The 19,200-nt window shown below is 42.6% G+C and carries 18 protein-coding genes and 1 riboswitch; of the genes, 17 read left to right on the forward strand and 1 reads right to left on the reverse strand.

Going from position 1 to position 19,200, the window contains the following annotated elements; genetic code table 11:
- The first annotated feature begins 17 nt into the window (after nucleotides 1-17).
- On the forward strand, nucleotides 18-575 hold the full coding sequence (gene pyrR / locus Ga0466249_RS06460; RefSeq protein ID WP_215828627.1) for a bifunctional pyr operon transcriptional regulator/uracil phosphoribosyltransferase PyrR: 558 nt from the start codon (nucleotides 18-20) through the stop codon (nucleotides 573-575).
- A 61-nt stretch (nucleotides 576-636) separates the two neighbouring features.
- On the opposite strand, the gene Ga0466249_RS06465 is transcribed toward pyrR, so the two are convergent.
- A complete protein-coding gene (locus Ga0466249_RS06465) occupies nucleotides 637-2,382 on the reverse strand; it encodes an Rqc2 family fibronectin-binding protein (RefSeq protein ID WP_215828628.1) in 1,746 nt (581 codons plus the stop codon).
- 138 nt (nucleotides 2,383-2,520) lie between these two features.
- On the opposite strand from Ga0466249_RS06465, the gene Ga0466249_RS27500 reads away from it, so the two are divergent.
- The 16 genes from Ga0466249_RS27500 (at nucleotide 2,521) to rlmN (ending at nucleotide 19,164) form a co-directional block, all read left to right on the forward strand.
- Nucleotides 2,521-5,274, forward strand: coding sequence for a cation-translocating P-type ATPase (locus Ga0466249_RS27500; RefSeq protein WP_312889724.1), 2,754 nt, complete (start codon nucleotides 2,521-2,523; stop codon nucleotides 5,272-5,274).
- Nucleotides 5,275-5,326: 52 nt separating this feature from the next.
- Nucleotides 5,327-6,169: a diaminopimelate epimerase gene (gene dapF, locus Ga0466249_RS06475; RefSeq protein WP_215828629.1), complete on the forward strand. Its 843-nt coding sequence runs from the start codon at nucleotides 5,327-5,329 to the stop codon at nucleotides 6,167-6,169.
- A 32-nt stretch (nucleotides 6,170-6,201) separates the two neighbouring features.
- Nucleotides 6,202-6,798 (forward strand): hypothetical protein, encoded by a 597-nt coding sequence (locus Ga0466249_RS06480; RefSeq protein WP_215828630.1) that lies wholly within the window; start codon nucleotides 6,202-6,204, stop codon nucleotides 6,796-6,798.
- A gap of 216 nt (nucleotides 6,799-7,014) precedes the next feature.
- Nucleotides 7,015-7,899 carry a YicC/YloC family endoribonuclease gene (locus tag Ga0466249_RS06485; protein WP_215828631.1) on the forward strand — a complete coding sequence of 295 codons (885 nt, stop codon included), beginning with the start codon at nucleotides 7,015-7,017 and terminating at the stop codon, nucleotides 7,897-7,899.
- Between the two features lie 43 nt (nucleotides 7,900-7,942).
- A complete protein-coding gene (gene remA, locus Ga0466249_RS06490) occupies nucleotides 7,943-8,206 on the forward strand; it encodes an extracellular matrix/biofilm regulator RemA (protein WP_215828632.1) in 264 nt (87 codons plus the stop codon).
- Entirely contained in the window at nucleotides 8,196-8,849 is a 654-nt protein-coding gene (gmk, locus tag Ga0466249_RS06495) for a guanylate kinase (RefSeq protein WP_215828633.1), read from the forward strand. The genes remA and gmk overlap by 11 nt, the downstream gene beginning before the upstream one ends.
- Before the next feature lie 36 nt (nucleotides 8,850-8,885).
- Nucleotides 8,886-9,092 carry a DNA-directed RNA polymerase subunit omega gene (gene rpoZ, locus Ga0466249_RS06500; protein WP_215828634.1) on the forward strand — a complete coding sequence of 69 codons (207 nt, stop codon included), beginning with the start codon at nucleotides 8,886-8,888 and terminating at the stop codon, nucleotides 9,090-9,092.
- Nucleotides 9,092-10,297, forward strand: coding sequence for a bifunctional phosphopantothenoylcysteine decarboxylase/phosphopantothenate--cysteine ligase CoaBC (coaBC, locus tag Ga0466249_RS06505; RefSeq protein WP_215828635.1), 1,206 nt, complete (start codon nucleotides 9,092-9,094; stop codon nucleotides 10,295-10,297). The genes rpoZ and coaBC overlap by 1 nt, the downstream gene beginning before the upstream one ends.
- Nucleotides 10,298-10,343: 46 nt before the next feature.
- Nucleotides 10,344-10,450, forward strand: a riboswitch (SAM riboswitch).
- A 68-nt stretch (nucleotides 10,451-10,518) separates the two neighbouring features.
- The gene (gene metK, locus Ga0466249_RS06510) at nucleotides 10,519-11,706 is read left to right on the forward strand and encodes a methionine adenosyltransferase (RefSeq protein WP_215828636.1); all 1,188 of its coding nucleotides are present in this window, start codon (nucleotides 10,519-10,521) and stop codon (nucleotides 11,704-11,706) included.
- A 112-nt stretch (nucleotides 11,707-11,818) separates the two neighbouring features.
- Nucleotides 11,819-11,986, forward strand: a complete 168-nt coding sequence (locus Ga0466249_RS06515) for a hypothetical protein (protein ID WP_215828637.1) — start codon at nucleotides 11,819-11,821, stop codon at nucleotides 11,984-11,986.
- Between the two features lie 69 nt (nucleotides 11,987-12,055).
- On the forward strand, nucleotides 12,056-14,467 hold the full coding sequence (priA, locus tag Ga0466249_RS06520; protein ID WP_215828638.1) for a primosomal protein N': 2,412 nt from the start codon (nucleotides 12,056-12,058) through the stop codon (nucleotides 14,465-14,467).
- An 86-nt stretch (nucleotides 14,468-14,553) separates the two neighbouring features.
- The gene (gene def / locus Ga0466249_RS06525) at nucleotides 14,554-15,027 is read left to right on the forward strand and encodes a peptide deformylase (RefSeq protein WP_215828639.1); all 474 of its coding nucleotides are present in this window, start codon (nucleotides 14,554-14,556) and stop codon (nucleotides 15,025-15,027) included.
- On the forward strand, nucleotides 15,020-15,967 hold the full coding sequence (gene fmt / locus Ga0466249_RS06530) for a methionyl-tRNA formyltransferase (RefSeq protein WP_215828640.1): 948 nt from the start codon (nucleotides 15,020-15,022) through the stop codon (nucleotides 15,965-15,967). Before def ends, fmt begins: the two co-directional genes overlap by 8 nt.
- Before the next feature lie 12 nt (nucleotides 15,968-15,979).
- Nucleotides 15,980-16,756, forward strand: a complete 777-nt coding sequence (locus tag Ga0466249_RS06535) for a DUF116 domain-containing protein (RefSeq protein WP_215828641.1) — start codon at nucleotides 15,980-15,982, stop codon at nucleotides 16,754-16,756.
- A 4-nt stretch (nucleotides 16,757-16,760) separates the two neighbouring features.
- Nucleotides 16,761-18,089, forward strand: coding sequence for a 16S rRNA (cytosine(967)-C(5))-methyltransferase RsmB (gene rsmB / locus Ga0466249_RS06540; protein ID WP_215828642.1), 1,329 nt, complete (start codon nucleotides 16,761-16,763; stop codon nucleotides 18,087-18,089).
- 22 nt (nucleotides 18,090-18,111) lie between these two features.
- On the forward strand, nucleotides 18,112-19,164 hold the full coding sequence (gene rlmN / locus Ga0466249_RS06545) for a dual-specificity RNA methyltransferase RlmN (protein ID WP_215828643.1): 1,053 nt from the start codon (nucleotides 18,112-18,114) through the stop codon (nucleotides 19,162-19,164).
- Nucleotides 19,165-19,200 lie beyond the last annotated feature (36 nt).

Consider the following 19,200-nt stretch of genomic DNA (forward strand, 5'->3'; position numbering starts at 1 on the left):
AAAGAGGTGGATTGCTCATGGAACTAATTGAAAAAACCAGTTTGATGGATGAACAAGCCATTCGCCGCACCATTACGCGCATGGCTCATGAAGTGATTGAAAAGAATAAAGGAGTCAGTGATTTGGCTTTGGCTGGTATTCGGACGCGGGGAGTTCCTCTTGCTTATCGATTGGCTGAAGCTATTCAGAAAATTGAAGGTGTTGAAGTTCCTGTTGGCATTTTAGATATTACGCTGTATCGTGATGATCTGTCGACATTAAGTTATCAGCCTGTTGTGCATGGAACGGAATTTCCCATGGATATTAACGGGAAAACATTAGTTCTTGTTGATGATGTGCTTTTTACTGGCCGGACAGCGAGATCCGCCTTAAATGCCATTATTGATTTGGGACGTCCCAAGATGATTCAGCTGGCTGTACTTGTGGATCGTGGGCACCGTGAATTGCCGATTCGGGCCGATTTTGTCGGTAAAAATGTGCCAACATCTCGGCGGGAAATTGTCAGTGTTCAGTTAACTCCTGTCGATTCTTGTGATCAAGTCATTATTAAGGTTCAGGCTGAAGATAAAGAGTGAATGAAGAATAAAAAGACGGGTGCAGGAAGGCCTTACGGCTGATTCTTGCGCTCGTCTTTTTTTATAATAGTTTTTCACCTTGTTCTGTAGCAGGGTCGACATAGAGAGTCGTTTGTTTTTCGTAAATCACAAAACCGGGTTTGGCACCAGACGGCTTTCTTACATAGCAACGTTTTGTATAATCGACAGGTACTTTCGAGGAATTTCGCGCTTTGCTGAAGTAGGCGGCAAGTGCTGCAGCAAAGCCAATTTGTTCAGAATCAATTTTACCTGTGCTTTGCAAAATGACATGGGACCCTGGAATGTCTTTTGTATGAAACCATAAATCGTCTTTATGGGCGATTTTGAAGGTAAGTACATCATTTTGCTTGTTATTTTTACCAATTAGAATTCGAGTGCCTTGAGCATCGATTACTTCAAGTGGTTTCGAGGGCGGTACAGATTGCCTTCGTTTTGTAGGTTTAATATATTTCGCGGCGACTAATTCCTGGCGAATTTCTTCAATATCACTATTGCGGTAGGCTTGTTCGAGTGACACGAGGACAGTGTCGAGATAAGCCTGTTCTTGCTGACATGTTGCAATTTGTTCAGCAAGAAGTTCTTTTGCGCGTTTTTGTTTGTGATAGGCTCCGTAATATTTTTGCGCATTATCAGCAGCTGTTTTGGCCGGGTTTAGTTCAATCGTAATTTGCGCGTCTTGGTGGGGACTGTAAAAGTCAGCAAGCGTGACAGAATCACTATGAGGGGGGATCTCAGTTAAATTAGCCATTAAGATATCCCCTTGTTGTTTTAACTTATCGGCAGCAAGAGATTCAGCTAATTCCTCAGCTAGTTTTTCGGCTTTGCGTTCTAGTTTGTGCAGTTCTGCAGTCATTTGTCTGACAAGTAAGTCCTTCTCAGGTAAGATTCGGATGGGACGCAACTTGTGAGTATATTCAACAGCTTGGCTCATGGTGGAAAATTGTTTGCAAGTTGCTTCCACTTGCGATGGCCTCAGCGGCTTTACAGCTGAAATGCTGAGTAAGCGGTTACAGGTATCGATGCAGAGGGTTGGCATTGTTTGATGTGTTTTAAAATAGGCTAAATAAGTCGTGACGACGTCTTGGAGTGAGGCTAAATCATCTTTATCTAGTTCAGCTACTTTGATTGAAGGCGGAAGGCCTGCCTGCCATAACCACTCTTTGGCTGTTACCGGACCAATGCCAAATGCTAAATTGACGAGGGCCTTTTCAGCTGTTAATGTTGTTGCGTCTAAAAAGAGCTGCCAGAACTCGGTAAGATCAGTTTGAGTTAACAAGTTGATTTTTTGTTGGCCTGGCGGGGATTCATAGGTTTTTCCAGGCACAATTTGTCGAAATCGGCTGATATTGAGACCGACACGGCGCAGCGAATCAATAATCACATTATTCTGGAGGAGAATAATATTACTGTGTTTACCCATTATTTCAAATACTAATCGCTTGGTGATAATTATTCCTTGCGGTCCCAACGTATCAATATCTATATAGAGGACACGATCCAGTTCTTGCTGGACAATTTGGGCTATACGGCCGTCTTCCAGATGTTTGCGTAATAACATGCAAAAACCAGGTGGCTGGAGGGGACTTTCAAAATTTTCATTCGTAAGATAAATGCTGGCTTGTTCCGGATTGCCGGCGAGCAGTAATTTTAACGTTTGACCAGGCAGACGTAGCCAAAAAAGCAAAGTAAATTTATCTAGCTGAAAGATGCGATCAATTCTTCCACCAGCTAGCTCTGTGTTTAATTCTTGTACCAAAGCAGATAAGTTTAGTCCATCCAAGCTCACGGGTGTATCCCTCCATTATTTCTCACTAGTATAGCATTGAGGCAGGGAAATGGTCAAACTGGGACTGAACTGGACTGGTCTAATTCACTTCTGATTAGAATAATATGGTAAAAAACCCTGTTGTGAGGTGCAAATTCAGTGGTGAAAGAAAAATGGTATTTACGTTCAGCTGATGATGTGATTGACTATTTTAGAAGTCATGGCGAAGAAGGACTGACAACGCAGGAGGTGCGAAGCCGGTTGTCACGTCATGGATATAATGAAATGGCAGCAGCGCAGCGCGCATCGCGTTGGCAGATTTTTATTAGTCAGTTTCAAGATTTTATGGTTCTGGTACTTCTGGCTGCTACACTTATTTCCGCTTTTCTTGGCGAATATGCCGATTCCTTTACTATTCTTGTGATTGTCATCGTTAACGCTGCACTCGGCTATTTTCAAGAATATCGGGCTGAAGAATCCATTGAAACACTAAAAAAAATGGTTGCACCCATAGCGTTAGTCATTCGAAATGGCATGGTCCAGCAAGTGCCGGCACGCTCGCTTGTGCCAGGTGATATTCTGGTCCTTGAGGCTGGTCAAAAAATTGCAGCTGATGCCCGATTGATTGAATGTCAATTTTTAGAGGCCGACGAGGCCGTATTGACAGGAGAATCGCTGTCTGTTCGCAAAAACTGTTACCCTATAGCAGCGGAAAATAGCTCGTTAGGTGATCAAAATAATATGACTTTTAGTGGAACGACTGTGACACGCGGCAGAGGAAAGGGCGTTGTATGTGCTACAGGTATGGACACTGAAGTTGGACAAATTGCCGATCTGATGAGTGCTATTGGACATGAAGAAACGCCTTTGGAAAAACGTCTGGAACAGTTAGGTAAAAAATTAGTCTGGAGTTGCTTAATTATTTGTTTATTAGTTGTTATTACGGGCGTAATGAAAGGTGAGTCGCTGTTTTTAATGTGCATGGCTGGCATTAGTCTCGCTGTGGCGGCTATTCCAGAAGGCTTACCAGCTATTGTGACAGTTGCCCTCGCGTTAGGAGTACAACGAATGATTCGCCGGAATGCTATTATCCGCAAATTACCTGCGGTAGAAACGTTGGGTTGTATTACGGCCATATGTTCCGATAAAACGGGAACCTTAACACAGAATGTCATGACAGTGAGAGAAATTTATATAAACGGTACATCCTATGAGACTACTGGCTTAGGTTATGAAATTCAAGGCGAATTTTTATGTAATAAGCAAAAAGTTTCGTTACAAGCGGAATCTATTTTAGATCGTTGTTTAAGAGTTGGGGTTTATTGTAATAATAGTGTGTTAAAGAAAAATACCGTTTCTATTGGTGGCAGCTGGCGAAAACGAACGACAGAATTTAGTATTGAAGGCGATCCGACAGAAGGGGCCTTAATAATTGCTGGAGCAAAAGCAGGAATTTGGCGTAATGACTTAGAAAAACAAGCTAAAAGAATATGTGAGATTCCCTTTGAACCTGAAAGACGGCGTATGTCTGTTCTTTATGAAGAGAGCCCACAGGAATGGACGCTTTATACGAAAGGCGCTGTGGATACGATACTCGACTTGTGTCGTTATCAAGAATCAGCGACAGGGCCTGCTCTCTTTTCAGATGATGACAAACAATCTATTTTAGCTGCGAATGCTCAGTTAACAGATAAAGCACTACGTGTTTTGGCTTTAGCTTATCGCAAAATCTCTGCACTACCCGTTGTTCAAAGTGAAACGGAAAATTTAGAATGCGACCTTGTTTTTGTTGGGCTCATGGGAATGATTGATCCGCCGCGGGAGGCAGCGAAACAATCTATTATGGTTTGTCGCCAAGCTGGAATTAAAACGATTATGATTACGGGGGATCATCCCAATACTGCTGTGGCTATTGCTCAGGAGCTTTCTATGTATCAAGCGGGAAAGTCCCGCGTATTAACAGGTGCTGAATTAGATGCATTAAATGACAGGGAATTTAAGAAAATAGTGAATGACGTCGTTGTTTATGCACGTGTTTCACCTTCTCATAAGTTGCGTATTGTTAGGGCTTTAAAACAACGGGGGCATATTGTGGCTATGACAGGCGATGGCGTCAATGATGCTCCGGCGATTAAGGAAGCTGATATTGGCATTGCCATGGGAAAAACCGGTACAGATGTTGCAAAAGAGGCTTCAGCTATGATCTTGACTGATGATGATTTTGCGACGATTGTTGCTGCTGTAGAGGAAGGACGGGGTATTTACGATAATATTCGTAAATTTATTCGCTATCTCTTGGCATGTAATATGGGCGAAGTACTGACCATGTTTGCAGCAGCACTACTTGGTGTTCCCTTGCCGCTGTTACCTGTTCAGATTCTTTGGGTGAATTTGGTGACGGATGGGCTTCCTGCTATGGCCCTTGGCGTAGATGGGCATGATCGCAATATTATGTTTCGTCCGCCGCGTTTTCCTGGCGAGAGTGTCTTTTCCCGTGGTCTCAGTCATAAAATTATGGCGCGAGGATTTCAAATTGGATTCAGTACGCTGGGGGTTTTTGCTTATGTTTATTTTATTAAGGATGATTTAGTTTTGGCACGTACGATGGCATTTACGACGTTGGTGTTTTGCCAGTTATTCCATGTTTTTGACTGTCGCTCTGAGGTGGCAAGCATTATGGATGTTGGCTTTTTTACCAATAAATATCTCATTGGGGCCGTGAGTTGTTCCGTCCTTATGCAACTGGCTGTTTTATACATTCCTGTTTTACGGAATGTTTTTGCTACGGTCCCGCTGCTTCCAACTGACTGGGCTCTTGTGCTTATTGTGTCAGGCTGGACTTTTTTACTCACTATATTGAAAAAAATTTTATGGCGTCGGACGGCTTCACGCTCTGTATTTAGTCGTACGTAAAATAAGAAAAGGGTACAAATTTTATCGTTGTTTATGAAGGAGTGTTTTACTAATGCAATTTACGAAGGTTCATGGTCAAGGTAATGATTTTGTAGTGATTGATGGAACAAAAGAAAAAGTTGCTGATTACAGTAAGGCGGCTGTTATGGTTTGTGATCGCCATTATGGCATTGGTGCCGATGGTTTTGTCATTATTTTACCATCGAAAACGGAAGATTTTCGCATGCGCATCTTTAATTCAGATGGCAGTGAAGCCGAGATGTGTGGCAATGTGACGCGCTGTGTGGCACGGTATGTATTTGAACACGGTTTGACGAAAAAAACTAAGATTACGCTGGAAACATTAGCAGGTGTAATTATTCCCGAGCTGATCATCAAAGACGGTGTTATTGAGACGGTACGGGTAGATATGGGCGAACCGCGTTTGACGCGAAGCCTTATTCCTGTGACAGGCGATGGCAATGCTCAAGCTGTCAATATCCCGATTACAGTGGGAGAGCAAATATTTATGGGAACGTGTGTTTCGATGGGGAATCCTCATTGTGTGATTTTTGTTGATAATATGTCTGACGTTGATTTGGAACAAGTGGGGCCGCAAATTGAAACGCACCCCATGTTTCCGAAAAAAACCAATGTAGAATTTGTTCAGGTTCTAAGTAAAGCTGAAATGCGTATGCGTGTATGGGAACGGGGTGCTGCTGTGACACTTGCCTGCGGGACAGGAACGAGTGCTACTATTGTGGCAGCTGTCTTGAATGACAAGACGGAACGGAAGGCCCTTGTTCATCTAGATGGCGGTGATTTAGTTGTGGAATGGGCCGAAAATAATCATGTCTATATGTCAGGCCCCGCTGTAGAAGTTTATTCTGGTCAGTATTTCGGAAATTTATCTTGATGAGGTGAAGCATTTTTCAGGAGTGTGAGAATGTGAAAAAAATTGGCGTACTGATTCTCTTTTTGTTGAGTATAGGATTTTTTTCAGTAGCGTCGGCTACTAGCCTGTATGACCACGTGAATGAGGCGCAATTGTATGGTATTCACAATATCAATCTTTCCAATGAGGCTTTTTTGGCCCCTTGGCGTTCCAATGAAGAACAGGCAGATCAGTTTGGGCCTATTCCTAATCAGGCTTATTGTTATACGCCCTTTTTGGTGGTAGCGGCAGATGCCAGGTCAAAAATGCTGAATAATGCTCCCGTTTTGCTCCAAGACGGTACGAAAATTTGGCAAGACTATGCGGGATTTTTGACCTTTATGATTCAGTTATATTTAACTGAGCCGATAATTCCCACGGATTTATCTGTATGGATTGAACAAAAAAATAGCCGCTTTTTTGTTTATCAGGTTCAGCTGCAAACAGAAACCAAACCTGTGATAATTGTAAAGGATAAATCGTTTTATTTATTTTCGGGTTATTATTATTTTGTAGATGATGATATTCGTTACGATAGTCCGCTTGTACTTGTTGTGGCATTTAAAGATAAGCAGGTTCGTTTTCATTTTAATATGAAGCTCATTCGCTAAAGAAGATCATCTAGCCAAACAACTTCTGCCCGATAGAAAATCAGACAGAGGTTGTTTGGCATTTTTAGTAGTAATAGTTTACTCTTAATAGCCGATTTAGGCATCTGTTGTTTAAAAAAGAGGAAATATACTAAAAACAGCGAAATAGAAACTGTTAGTTAGCATTATTTGTATTTTTTCCGCCTATAATAAGGAATATAAAGGATGGTGCGATAGGTGCTCAAGAGTATGACTGGTTTTGGACGCGGTGAATTCTTGGATCGAGATCACCGACTCGTTGTGGAAATTAAGGCAGTAAATCATCGTTATAATGAGATTGTTATTCGCATGCCAAAAACATTTGCTTCACTCGAAGATAAAATACGTCGGCAAGTCGCGGTAAGTTTGACGCGTGGTCGTATTGATGTTTTTATTTCTGTTGATACCTATAGTGAGTCCAAACGTTTGGTCAGAGTTGACAAGGAACTGGCAATGGCTTACCATAAGGCAGTGAATGAGCTTGCTGAATTGTTTGATACAGGATATAATGAATCAGTTAGTCAAATTGCTCGTTATCCTGATGTATTGAAGGTAGAGGAAGTATGTGAAGATGTTACTTTGTTGTGGCCAAAATTGTCTTCTGCTATCGGAGTGGCTCTTGAACATTTAATGAGTATGCGTGTAGCAGAAGGCAATAATATAGAACAAGACTTTGCTAAACGTATTGCTGGTATGCGTAAACTTTTAGCGCAGATTGAAGAACGGGCGCCACTAGTTGTTGAGGAATATCGGCAAAAGATTACAGAACGCATGACGGAGCTATTGCAATCAGTTCAGGCTGCGCCTGATGAAGGTCGTTTGCTGCAAGAAGCCGCTTTGTTTGCAGATCGCATTTCTATTACAGAAGAGATTGTGCGGCTAAAAAGCCACTTTGATCAGTTTACGAGCATCTTAGATAGTAGTGAGGCAGTGGGACGCAAATTGGATTTCTTGGTGCAGGAATTTAATCGTGAAACAAATACAATTGCATCAAAAGCCAATGATTTTCACATTGCGACGCTTACTGTGGCCATGAAAAGCGAAATTGAGAAGGTTCGCGAGCAAATCCAAAATATAGAGTAGTGAGAAGCGGAATTACTAGAAAGAAAACAGGGGGAATGGAAGCATGGAAATTAAACTTATTAATATTGGTTTTGGCAATATTGTATCAGCAAATCGCATTATATCCATTGTCAGTCCTGAGTCTGCACCAATAAAACGAATTATTCAAGAAGCGCGTGATCGAGGGATGCTAATTGATGCTACATATGGTCGTCGGACGCGTGCCGTTATTATTGTCGATAGTGATCATGTCATTTTATCTGCTGTACAGCCTGAAACGGTAGCTCATCGTCTAGCAAGTAGGGATACGAGTGACGATGAAGAATAAAGACGGCAGAAAATTACGACGCCAGGGAGCTCTGCTCGTAATTTCCGGTCCATCTGGAGCTGGCAAAGGAACGATTTGCAAAGCTTTATTGCGTTCCTCTCCTGCGATTCATTATTCTATTTCCGTTACGACACGTGCCAAACGCGCGGGCGAAGAACATGGTGTGAATTATTGGTTCCTTTCTGAAGAGAGATTTCAAGAAATGCGTAACAAAAATGAGTTATTAGAATGGGCCGAAGTTTATGGAAACTATTATGGAACTCCGCGCCGTTATGTGGAAGAAGAGCTTGCGGCGGGACATGATGTGATACTGGAAATTGATATTCAAGGGGCTATGAAAGTCAAGCATTCTTTTCCACAAGGGGTCTTTATCTACATTTTGCCACCTTCTTTTGATGAACTGGAACATCGAATTGTAACAAGGGGAACAGATAGCGAAAGTGTAATTAGAAAACGGTTGGGCTGTGTTAAGCAAGAACTTACTTGTGCCAAGGAGTATCATTATGTTGTTGTCAATGATATTGTTGAAACAGCAGTTAGTCAGGTAAAATCAATTATTGAAGCGGAACATTGTCGCATTTCTCGTAACACGGCTGTAATTGAACAAATTTGTACATGCGGCAGTCTTGTAAATGAAAAATAGTTAAAAATTAATGGTTACTGCAGGAGGGGATTTCTAATGATTTATCCATCATTAGATAGATTAGTGAATAAGGTAGACAGTAAATATACTTTAGTTGTGCTTGCTGCCAAACGGGCCCGCCAGCTTATGGACGGTGAGGAACAACTTGTTGAATGTAGATCAAGTAAGCCTGTAACGATGGCTTTAGAAGAAATTGCTCAATCAAAGATTGGTTATGAACGCACGAAAGCAGGCATAAAATAGTGTCACTTGCAGGTAAACAGGTTGTCCTTGGAGTGACTGGTGGGATCGCTGTTTATAAGGCAGTGGATATTGTCAGTAGATTACGTAAAATGGGTGCTATTGTTCATGTTATTATGACGGAATCGGCAGCTCGTTTTGTTACGCCGCTGACTTTCCAGGAAATGAGTGCCAACCCGGTTGTTGTCAGCATGTGGGGAGAAATGAAACAGTGGAATGTTGAGCATATTGCTTTGGCAACCATGGCTGATGTCTTTTTAGTTGCACCGGCGACAGCAAATATCATTGGGAAAATAGCGAATGGTATTGCTGATGATATGCTTTCAACGACAGTGATGGCGACGAAAGCGCCGGTGATTTTTGCACCAGCCATGAACACACAGATGTATTGCAATCCGATTGTGCAAAAAAATATCCAGGAACTTACATTGCTTGGTTATCAGTTTATAGAACCTGCGCGCGGGCTACTCGCTTGCGGTACTGAAGGTGTGGGGCGTTTGCCAGATCCTTGTGATATCGTGAATTTTGTCGTCGACCATGTTGCTGCTGAGAATGATTTTGCAGGAAAAAATTTATTAGTCACAGCAGGCGGTACAAGGGAAGCCATTGACCCTGTCCGTTATATCGGCAATCGTTCAAGCGGGAAAATGGGTTACGCCATTGCAGCACAAGCCGCACGCCGCGGGGCAAAGGTGATTCTTGTTTCAGGTGCAACAGGACTTTCCCATCCGCCGAATGTTACGGTGGTTAAAGTGGAAAGTGCTGCTGAAATGCGCGAGGAAGTGCTGAAGAATTTTTTTTCCTGTGATATTGTTGTGAAAGCGGCCGCTGTGGCTGATTATCGTCCTGAAGTTGCTGAGATGCAAAAAATCAAAAAGAATGATGATACGCTTATTTTAAAATTAACAAAAAATCCGGATATTTTGCGGGAATTGGGTCAAATTAAAGAAAGACAGCTTCTTGTTGGTTTTGCTGCTGAGACACAAAATGTTGTGAATTATGCAAAGAAAAAATTGAACGAGAAAAATTTAGATATGATTGTGGCCAATGATGTTACAGCGCCTGGCGCTGGATTTAATGTCGACACGAATATTGCCAAACTTCTTTTTCGGGATGGAAAAATCGTTGATTTGCCGCAAATGCCGAAGGAGAAGCTTGCTTGTTGTATTCTCGACTATATTCGCGAATTAGTTACAAATAGGACTTGATTTTTTTGGGTATTTGCTATACAATTTTATTGGTAAAATACATATCGACTCATCAAGAGATGGTGGAGGGACTGGCCCGATGATACTGCGGCAACCATTTAGTTTAGGCTAAAACGGTGCCAATTCCGGCGAGAGATTCTTGCGAGATGGGAGAGAAATAATCGCTCCCCTTGTTGTGGGAGCTTTTTGTTATGCAAATGATGATTTAGGAGGGATTTATTATGGCAAATAGACAGCAGTTTTTTACATCTGAATCAGTTACTGAAGGACATCCCGATAAGATAGCTGATCAAATATCGGATAGTATTTTAGATGCTTTAATTGGGCAGGACCCCTTTGCCAGAGTGGCTTGTGAGACTCTTATTACAACAGGGCAGGTTCATGTGGCTGGCGAAATTACAACAAATTGTTATGTCGATATACCGAAAATTGTGCGCAATACAATTAAAGATATTGGTTATACGCGGGCAAAATTTGGGTTTGACGGTGACACGTGCGGCGTGTTAATTTCCATTGATGAGCAATCAGCCGATATTGCGATGGGAGTTGATAAAGCCCTGGAAGCTAAAAAAGGTGAAATGGAGATCGATGCTATTGGGGCAGGAGACCAAGGCATGATGTTTGGTTATGCAACAAATGAAACAGATGATTTCATGCCTTTGCCGATTTCTTTGGCTCATAAACTTTCTCTTCAGTTATCATCGGTAAGAAAGTCAAATAAATTGCCTTATTTGCGTCCGGATGGTAAAACACAGGTTACTGTGGAATATGTTGATGGCAAGCCAAAACGGATTGATACCATTGTTATTTCGACTCAGCACGGACCTGAAGTGGACTTAAAAACGATTGAGGAAGATCTTGTTGCTCATGTGATTAAACCGATTGTTCCGAGTGAATTACTTGATAATGATACGAAATATTATATTAATCCAACAGGCCGTTTTGTTGTGGGGGGGCCTCAGGGGGATTGTGGGCTGACAGGCCGGAAAATTATTGTTGATACTTATGGCGGGATGGCTCGTCATGGCGGCGGTGCTTTTTCAGGCAAGGATCCAACGAAGGTAGACCGCAGTGGTGCTTATGCTGCTCGTTATGTGGCTAAAAATATTGTGGCAGGTGGTTTGGCTGATAAATGCGAAATTCAGCTTGCTTATGCCATTGGTGTTGCTCAGCCTGTTTCTATTTTAGTTGAAACATTTGATACAGGTAAAGTGGATGATGCTGTTATTGTAGCGCTTGTGAAGAAACATTTTGATTTGCGTCCAGCAGGAATTATTAAAATGCTTGATTTGCGCCGTCCTATTTATCGTCAGACAGCAGCTTATGGACATTTTGGTCGCAATGATCTAAATCTGCCTTGGGAGAAGACAGATAAAGCGGCTATTCTTCGGCAGGAAGCAGGTTTGTAAACTTTTTTTCGATAGAAAACTTCTTGTGCGGTCATACTAATAACACGTTTATGATTGATTTTGAAGTACGAAGAGTAGTAAAAATTGCTTATTGTTGACAGGAGATGATAACATGAAAGTTCGTTTTTCGTCACCACGAAATCACAAGATAAGGCGTTTTTTCAAACGATCTCCCATGGATACAGGTTATGATGATTGGTTGCCTGATGAACAAGATGCAAACTGCTTTTCAGACAAAACGGAGTTTTTAGCAGGGATCGATGATTTTTTGGCGAAATAAAAATAAGTAATTTATTTTAAGTAAGGAGGCTATTTTTAGTCTCCTTACTTTTTATTGAGTGGTGAAAGTATGACGAAGGTAGCCGAAGTATTTGTGAATATTACAGCAAAGTCACTTGACAAGGCTTTTACCTATTTAATTCCGGGACATCTCAAGGTGACAGTGGGGTGTCGTGTTGTTGTGCCCTTTGGACCTAGGCGGGTTGAGGGTTTTGTCTTGGATGTTAAGGATACGGTAGTAGAGCATGATTCGTTAAAATTCATTTTATCCTCTTTAGATGAAAGCCCTTGGTTTGATTCTGCCATGATTGCAACAGCTCATGCTATTGCTGATTATTATTTATGTTCCTTATCGGATGCTTTACGTCTCTTTATTCCGGGTAAAAGTGGTATTACATCCAAATCAGGCTATGTTTTGAATGAAAAGTTATCTGATTCAGAGAGATCTATGCTGCTAACTGAACTGGGTGATGAACAACAAAAGCTTTTTCAGCTTATTGCCAGCCAGAAATTTGTGACTCAAAAAGACTTGGAGCGACAGGGGATAGGCAAAGGGAATGCCATAAAGGGGCTTATTGATAAAGGATTAGTGTCTGTGAAAATTCTTACAGTCAAAAAGGCCTCAATTAAAACGGAAAAGGTAGTTACTCTTTGTTTAGACCTGGACAAACTTCAGGATGTTGACTTGTCTCATAAACCAGCGCAGCAAAAACTTCTCACGCTACTTAAAGCGCATAGCTATTCATGGAAAGAATTGAAACAGCAAGGTATTCAACTGGCTACAGCCAAAAAGCTTGTCCAAGCCGGACTGATTGAGATGCAGGAAATCCAAGTTTTACGGAATAGTTATCATAAGCCACAGCAAGATGCTGCGCCACCTTGTTATACAGTTGAGCAGCAAGCTGTTCTTGAAAAAATTATTCCGACAATTCAGGCTGGAAAGTTCAAAACCTTTTTACTGCATGGTGTGACAGGTAGCGGCAAAACAGAAGTCTATCTTGCCGCAGCGGCTGCAGCTCGTAAGCAAGGTAAACAAGTCATTGTCCTTGTCCCGGAAATTGCTCTCACTGGGCAAATTGTTCGGCGCTTTCAAGCAAGATTTGGTGATGATGTGGTTGTCATTCATAGCCGTTTAAGCTTAGGTGAACGATTTGATGGTTTTCAGCGAATGAAAGAAGAAAGTGCGGGGATTGTGATTGGTGCTCGCTCGGCGTTATTTGCGCCCGCTCATTATTTAGGACTGATTATTCTTGATGAAGAGCATGAGTTTACGTATAAACAAGAAGAAACACCTCGCTATCATGCCCGGACAGTCGCTGTCTTTCGCGCTTCCAAGACAGGCGCAACGGTTATTTTGGGGAGCGCGACTCCGTCCTTGGAAAGTTTTTATGAAGCCGAGCAGGGGCATTATCAATTGCTATCTTTAACGAAACGCATTGATGGCTCTGTTATGCCGCACGTGACTGTTGTGGATTTGGCAGCGAAGATGAAAGAAGGAAAGCGTTCTATCATTTCTGATGAGTTGGCTGAGTTACTTGTTCGTACAGTCAGCCACAAGCAGCAAGCCATCGTTTTGATTAATCGACGCGGTTATTCCACGTTTGTTTTGTGCCGGGAATGTGGTCATGTTATTCGCTGCCCCCATTGTGCCATTGCCTTGGTTTATCATGCTGTAGGAAAACAATTGAAATGTCATTATTGCCGCCAGACTTTTCCTTTGCCTGATGTTTGTCCAGCCTGTCAGAGTCGTTATATTAAATATTTTGGGACAGGAACTCAAAAGGTCGAAGAAGAACTTGTGAGGTTATTGCCTGAGGCTCAAATTGTGCGGATGGACCAGGATACGACAGCAAGAAAATTTGCGCATGATCAGATATTAACGGACTTTGCCAAGGGGAAACAGGATGTACTGCTTGGGACACAGATGGTTGCTAAGGGGCATGATATTCCCAATGTTACTGCAGTAGGGGTTATTTCAGCTGATACAGCGCTTAATTTGCCTGATTTTCGTTCAGCCGAACGAACCTTTGCCTTAATTACCCAAGCAGCCGGCCGGGCTGGACGGGGAACGAAGGCCGGGGAGGTTGTTGTGCAAACCTATAATCCTGAGCACTATGCAATTTCTTGTGCTGCCGGACATGATTATGAGGGCTTTTATCAAGAAGAAATCAAATTTCGTCGTGAACTGGATTATCCGCCTTTTTGCCATATTGTGAAGATGATTTGGCAGGGCATGCAAGAAGGGCCACTACGTAAAGAGGTGGATCAGGCTGTTTTGGCTTTCAAGAACGTTTTACCGGAAAACAGCGGGGAGATACTAGGTCCTGTCGCTGCCCCGGTGGCAAAGATCCAGGATGTCTACCGCGTTATCGTGCTTGTGAAGACACATCATTTAGGGAATGTTCGGAAAGCGATTAGACAACTTAATTTTCACCATCAAAGCAATGTAAGCGTGGATGTCGATCCTGTTAGCCTCATGTAATGGAGTCGACACTCCCATTAGATTTTTTATTTATTTTATGCTAAAATTGTGTAAAGATTTAACATTCGATCATAGGAGGTAGCGTAATGGCTATTCTAGAAATAAAAAAAGCCGGAGATAAGATATTAAAAGAGCAGGCAAAAGAAGTGGCTCGTGTTGATAAGCGTATGAAACAACTGCTAGATAATATGGCTGAAACCATGTATGATGCCGATGGTGTCGGACTGGCTGCGCCGCAAGTGGGGCAGTCGCTCAGACTAGTTGTCATTGATGTGGGCGAAGGCCTTGTGGAGCTGATTAATCCCCAAATTACCAGCGGCGAAGGGGAAGAAAAGGCTTTGGAAGGCTGTCTCAGCGTGCCTGGCGTTTATGGCGAAGTAAAACGTTATAGTAAGGTGACTGTAGAGGCTCTTAATCGTCAGGGCAAAAAAGTAAAATATACGGGTACAGAATTGCTTGGACGTGCTTTTCAACACGAAATTGATCATTTGGAAGGTATTTTATTTATTGATAAGGCCGAATCTATTGTTACAGCACAGAAAGGTGAGGCGCATGAATAGTAAGCCTTTAAAGGTTATTTTTATGGGTACGCCTGATTTTGCTGTGCCCTGTTTGGAACAACTTGCTAAAAGTCCTTTGACTGATGTTGTGGCTGTCGTGAGTCAGCCTGATCGTCCGAAAGGGCGAGGGCAGAAGCTCGTTTTTACGCCTGTAAAGGAATGTGCCGTCAAGTTTAATATTCCAGTATTGCAGCCGGAAAAAGTGAAAGATGCCGCAGTGATTGACAAGCTAGCGGATTTTCAGCCTGATTTAATTGTCGTTGTTGCCTTTGGACAATTGTTGTCGCCAACCTTATTGGCATTGCCGCGTTTGGGCTGTATCAATGTTCATGCGTCGCTACTTCCAAAGTATCGGGGTGCAGCGCCTATTCATTGGGCCATTATGAATGGGGAAACGGAGACAGGCGTGACAACCATGTATATGGATAAAGGGATGGATACAGGGGATATGATTTTAACAGCCAAAACGGCCATTACACCAAATATGGTAACAGGTGAACTTCATGATAAGCTCATGCATCAAGGAGCTGAACTGCTTATGATGACAGTGGAGAAGCTGATAAATGGCACGGCACCGTGCACCAAGCAGGATGCGGACCAGGCGACATATGCGCCGCTTCTTAAACGTTCTATTGAACGGATTGATTGGAGTAGAACTGCGCAGGATATTCATAATAAAGTACGTGGCTTAAATCCCTGGCCGGGTGCATTTTGTCAAACAGAGAATTTTAGACTAAAAGTCTGGAAAACTGAGGTACTAGATACGGACACGCTTGGCGAGGCAGGTATGCTGATTGCGTGCACCGAACGGGGTTTTGTTGTTCAAACAGGTTCCGGTTTGTTGGAAGTCATCGAGGTTCAGCCAGCAAGCAAACGAAAAATGACTGCCCAGGAATGTATCTGTGGTTACTGCATTCATCCTGGCGATTTGATGGGGTAGAGGTGTGAGTTTATGCTGGAAGTGGTGAGTCGACCACAAAAAAGACTGTTTTTAGTGTTGATCCTGGTCAGTTTGCTCATTGCTGGTTTTTTCAGTTACTGGCTATGGAAAATTAGCATACCTGGTTTAGCCGTGATTAGTAGTTATCTGCCTTGGATGATTGGCCTAGTGCTTGGCACTATTTTATTGATCATTATGGCGGGTGTGACAGGCATTGTTTTGGCTATTATGGGATTTCGCACGCCGCGCTTTTTTCAGGGGATTGCTTGGTCGGCTATTAATATGTTATTTCCCATGACAATTACGATCGGTAAACTATTTGATGTGGACAAGGAACGGATTGAACGCTCGTTTATTGAATTGAGTAATCATTTAATTCGGCAAAAACATATTATTGTCAAGCCGGAACAACTGCTTATTTTAACGCCTCACTGTATTCAACAGGAAAATTGTCCACATAAAGTTACGAAAACCATTACGAATTGTCGTCGTTGTGGTGCTTGTCAAGTAGGTGACTTAGCTGCTTTAGCGGAATATTATGGTGTCCATTTGGCCATTGTTACAGGCGGAACTTTGGCACGCAAGGTTGTGAAAACGATTCGTCCTCACGCTGTGCTTGCTATTGCCTGTGAACGGGATTTAACAAGCGGTATTCAAGATGTCTTTCCTTTACCTGTCATTGGTGTTTTAAATCAGCGACCTTGCGGTCCTTGTTGTAATACGCGTGTTGATATGACACTTGTCGAACAAACAGTGCAAAAATTTTTAGGCCAAAGCCGAGTGGAGTAATCAAATGAAAGCAAGAGAAATTGCCTTACACATTGTCAATGAAGTAGAAAATAATGGGGCTTACGCCAATATTGTTTTGGCAAAAAGTTTAACGGCCCATCAGTTAAGTGATCAAGATCGCCGTTTTGTAACAGAACTTGTGTATGGCACAGTAAGGTCCAAAGAAACGATTGATTATTTTCTAAAAAAATTTATTAGTCGAGGACTGGCTAGTTTGTCGCCTGTCATTTTAAATATTTTGCGCCTTGGGGTGTACCAACTCGTGTTTTTGACGAAAGTCCCCGTCTCTGCTGCTTGCAATCAGTCAGTAGAATTGGCTAAAAAATATGGCCATGCCGGCACGGTGAAATTTGTGAATGGTGTACTGCGCAATATGGCTCGTCACGAGGAAAAACTGACTTATCCGGATAAACAGCAGGACCCTGTGCGGTATCTGTCCCTTGTCTATTTTCATCCCGCGTGGATGGTAGAAAGGTGGCTGAAACGCTTTAGTTTTGATGAAACAGAGGCTTTATGCCAGGCCAATAATGAGATTTTACCACTGAGCCTCAGGACGAATACGCTTAAAATTGATCGGATAGCACTGTTAGAGAGATTAAGAGCCGAGGGAGTCATTTGCGAGGCAGCGCCGCTTGTTCCTGAGGGCATTCTTTGTTCAAAACATCCGTCATTAGGCAGTTTAGCTTCCCTCAAAGAGGGGCTGTTTCAGGTACAGGATTTGAGTTCGATGCTTGTGGCCCATGTACTTGATCCAAAACCAGGTGAATATATTATTGATGCTTGCAGCGCGCCAGGGGGAAAAAGCACTCATATGGCGGCGTTGATGAAAAATCGCGGGCGTATTTTAGCTATTGATCTTTATGAGCACAAACTCGCTTTGATTAAGCAAAATGCGCAGCGCTTAGGCATGGATATGATTGAAACGCGCGCTCTTGATGCGACAGATTTGGTAGCCGCTCATGTGGGGCAGGCTGACAGGGTCCTCGTTGATGCACCTTGTTCCGGTCTGGGGATTTTACGGCACAAGGCAGATGCCAGATGGCGCAAAAGTGAAGCTTTGCTGATGGAGCTTCCTCCTTTGCAGATAGCTATTTTAGAGAGTGCCGCCAAGTGTCTTAAAGGGAACGGCATCCTTGTTTATAGCACTTGTACGATTGAACCGGAAGAAAATGGTGATGTTGTACAGAAATTTTTAGCGGCTCATCCTGAATTTGTATTAGAAGAGACTGGTCGCTATCTTCCTTGCCCTGTACCTGGCTTTTTTGTCCAGTATTTACCACATAAGGATCATCAGGATGGCTTTTTTATTGCGCGTATGCGCCTGAAAGCTTAAGGACAGGGAGGAGGCTGAAATTTTGGGAGTTAATTTATTTGGTTTATCGGCTCAGGAAATCGCGGAGGTTATTGCGCCTTATGGGCTAAAGGCTTTTCGCGGGAAACAAATTGCTAAAGGAATGTATCAACGGTTTCTGGCTGACTTTCAGGATATGACGGATCTGAGTAAAGCAGATCGTGCTTTACTTAGTGAACATTTTTCAATTGATACGGTGACCGTGAAAGCGGAGCAACATTCGAAAGACGGAAAAACAAGCAAATATTTATTGGCCTTTGTTGGTGGTGATTGCGTAGAAACAGTACTCATGCGTCAACCTTATGGCAATAGTATCTGTATTTCTACCCAAGTAGGGTGTGCCATGGGATGTTTATTTTGTGCTTCGACTTTAAATGGACTTGTACGGAATTTAACAGTAGGCGAGATATTGGCGCAGGTAGTTTTTATGCAACAACAACTTGCAGTGGCGCAGCAAAAAGTCGATACGATTGTTGTCATGGGTTCAGGTGAGCCTTTGCACAACTATGATCATTTAGTTCAGTTTTTGAAACTTTGTCATGAAGACTATGTCTTTCATTTGGGATACCGTCATATTACGGTGTCTACAGCAGGCATTGTGCCGAAAATTTATGCTCTTGCCAAAGAGCAACTTCCTGTAACTCTATCAATTTCGCTTCATGCTCCGACTGATGAGCTTCGTTCACGCCTCATGCCTGTGAATAGGCGATTTTCTCTTGCGGATCTTTTGACAGCAGGTGATGCTTATGCAATGGAGACTGGACGACGTGTTACTTATGAATACATCCTCATTGCTGGAGTCAATGACGGCGAGGAACAAGCTCGTCTGCTGGCAAAACTTATGAAAGGCAAGCTGGCTAATGTCAATTTGATTCCGGTAAATCCTGTTGTTGAGCGTGGGCTAGCGCGGCCGAAGGCTGAGCAAATGGAACGATTTGCTAAAGTTTTAGAAGAACGTCATATTACGGTGACGGTGAGACGAGAAATGGGTGGTGACATTCAAGCCGCTTGTGGTCAGCTTCGCCATCAGATTTTAGCAGGAAAAGACGTTAAATGATCTTGAATTTTTTGACTATGCGATAAAATTCGCATA

The organism is Pelorhabdus rhamnosifermentans (assembly GCF_018835585.1).
In the GTDB taxonomy this organism is placed as follows: Bacteria; Bacillota; Negativicutes; order UMGS1260; family UMGS1260; genus Pelorhabdus; species Pelorhabdus rhamnosifermentans.

Coding starts and splice junctions, on each gene's coding strand:
- pyrR (WP_215828627.1), top strand. CDS start 18: ATGGAACTAATTGAAAAAACCAGTTTGATGGATGAACAAGCCATTCGC.
- dapF (WP_215828629.1), top strand. CDS start 5,327: ATGCAATTTACGAAGGTTCATGGTCAAGGTAATGATTTTGTAGTGATT.
- remA (WP_215828632.1), top strand. CDS start 7,943: ATGGAAATTAAACTTATTAATATTGGTTTTGGCAATATTGTATCAGCA.
- gmk (WP_215828633.1), top strand. CDS start 8,196: ATGAAGAATAAAGACGGCAGAAAATTACGACGCCAGGGAGCTCTGCTC.
- rpoZ (WP_215828634.1), top strand. CDS start 8,886: ATGATTTATCCATCATTAGATAGATTAGTGAATAAGGTAGACAGTAAA.
- metK (WP_215828636.1), top strand. CDS start 10,519: ATGGCAAATAGACAGCAGTTTTTTACATCTGAATCAGTTACTGAAGGA.
- Ga0466249_RS06515 (WP_215828637.1), top strand. CDS start 11,819: ATGAAAGTTCGTTTTTCGTCACCACGAAATCACAAGATAAGGCGTTTT.
- priA (WP_215828638.1), top strand. CDS start 12,056: ATGACGAAGGTAGCCGAAGTATTTGTGAATATTACAGCAAAGTCACTT.
- def (WP_215828639.1), top strand. CDS start 14,554: ATGGCTATTCTAGAAATAAAAAAAGCCGGAGATAAGATATTAAAAGAG.
- fmt (WP_215828640.1), top strand. CDS start 15,020: ATGAATAGTAAGCCTTTAAAGGTTATTTTTATGGGTACGCCTGATTTT.
- Ga0466249_RS06535 (WP_215828641.1), top strand. CDS start 15,980: ATGCTGGAAGTGGTGAGTCGACCACAAAAAAGACTGTTTTTAGTGTTG.
- rsmB (WP_215828642.1), top strand. CDS start 16,761: ATGAAAGCAAGAGAAATTGCCTTACACATTGTCAATGAAGTAGAAAAT.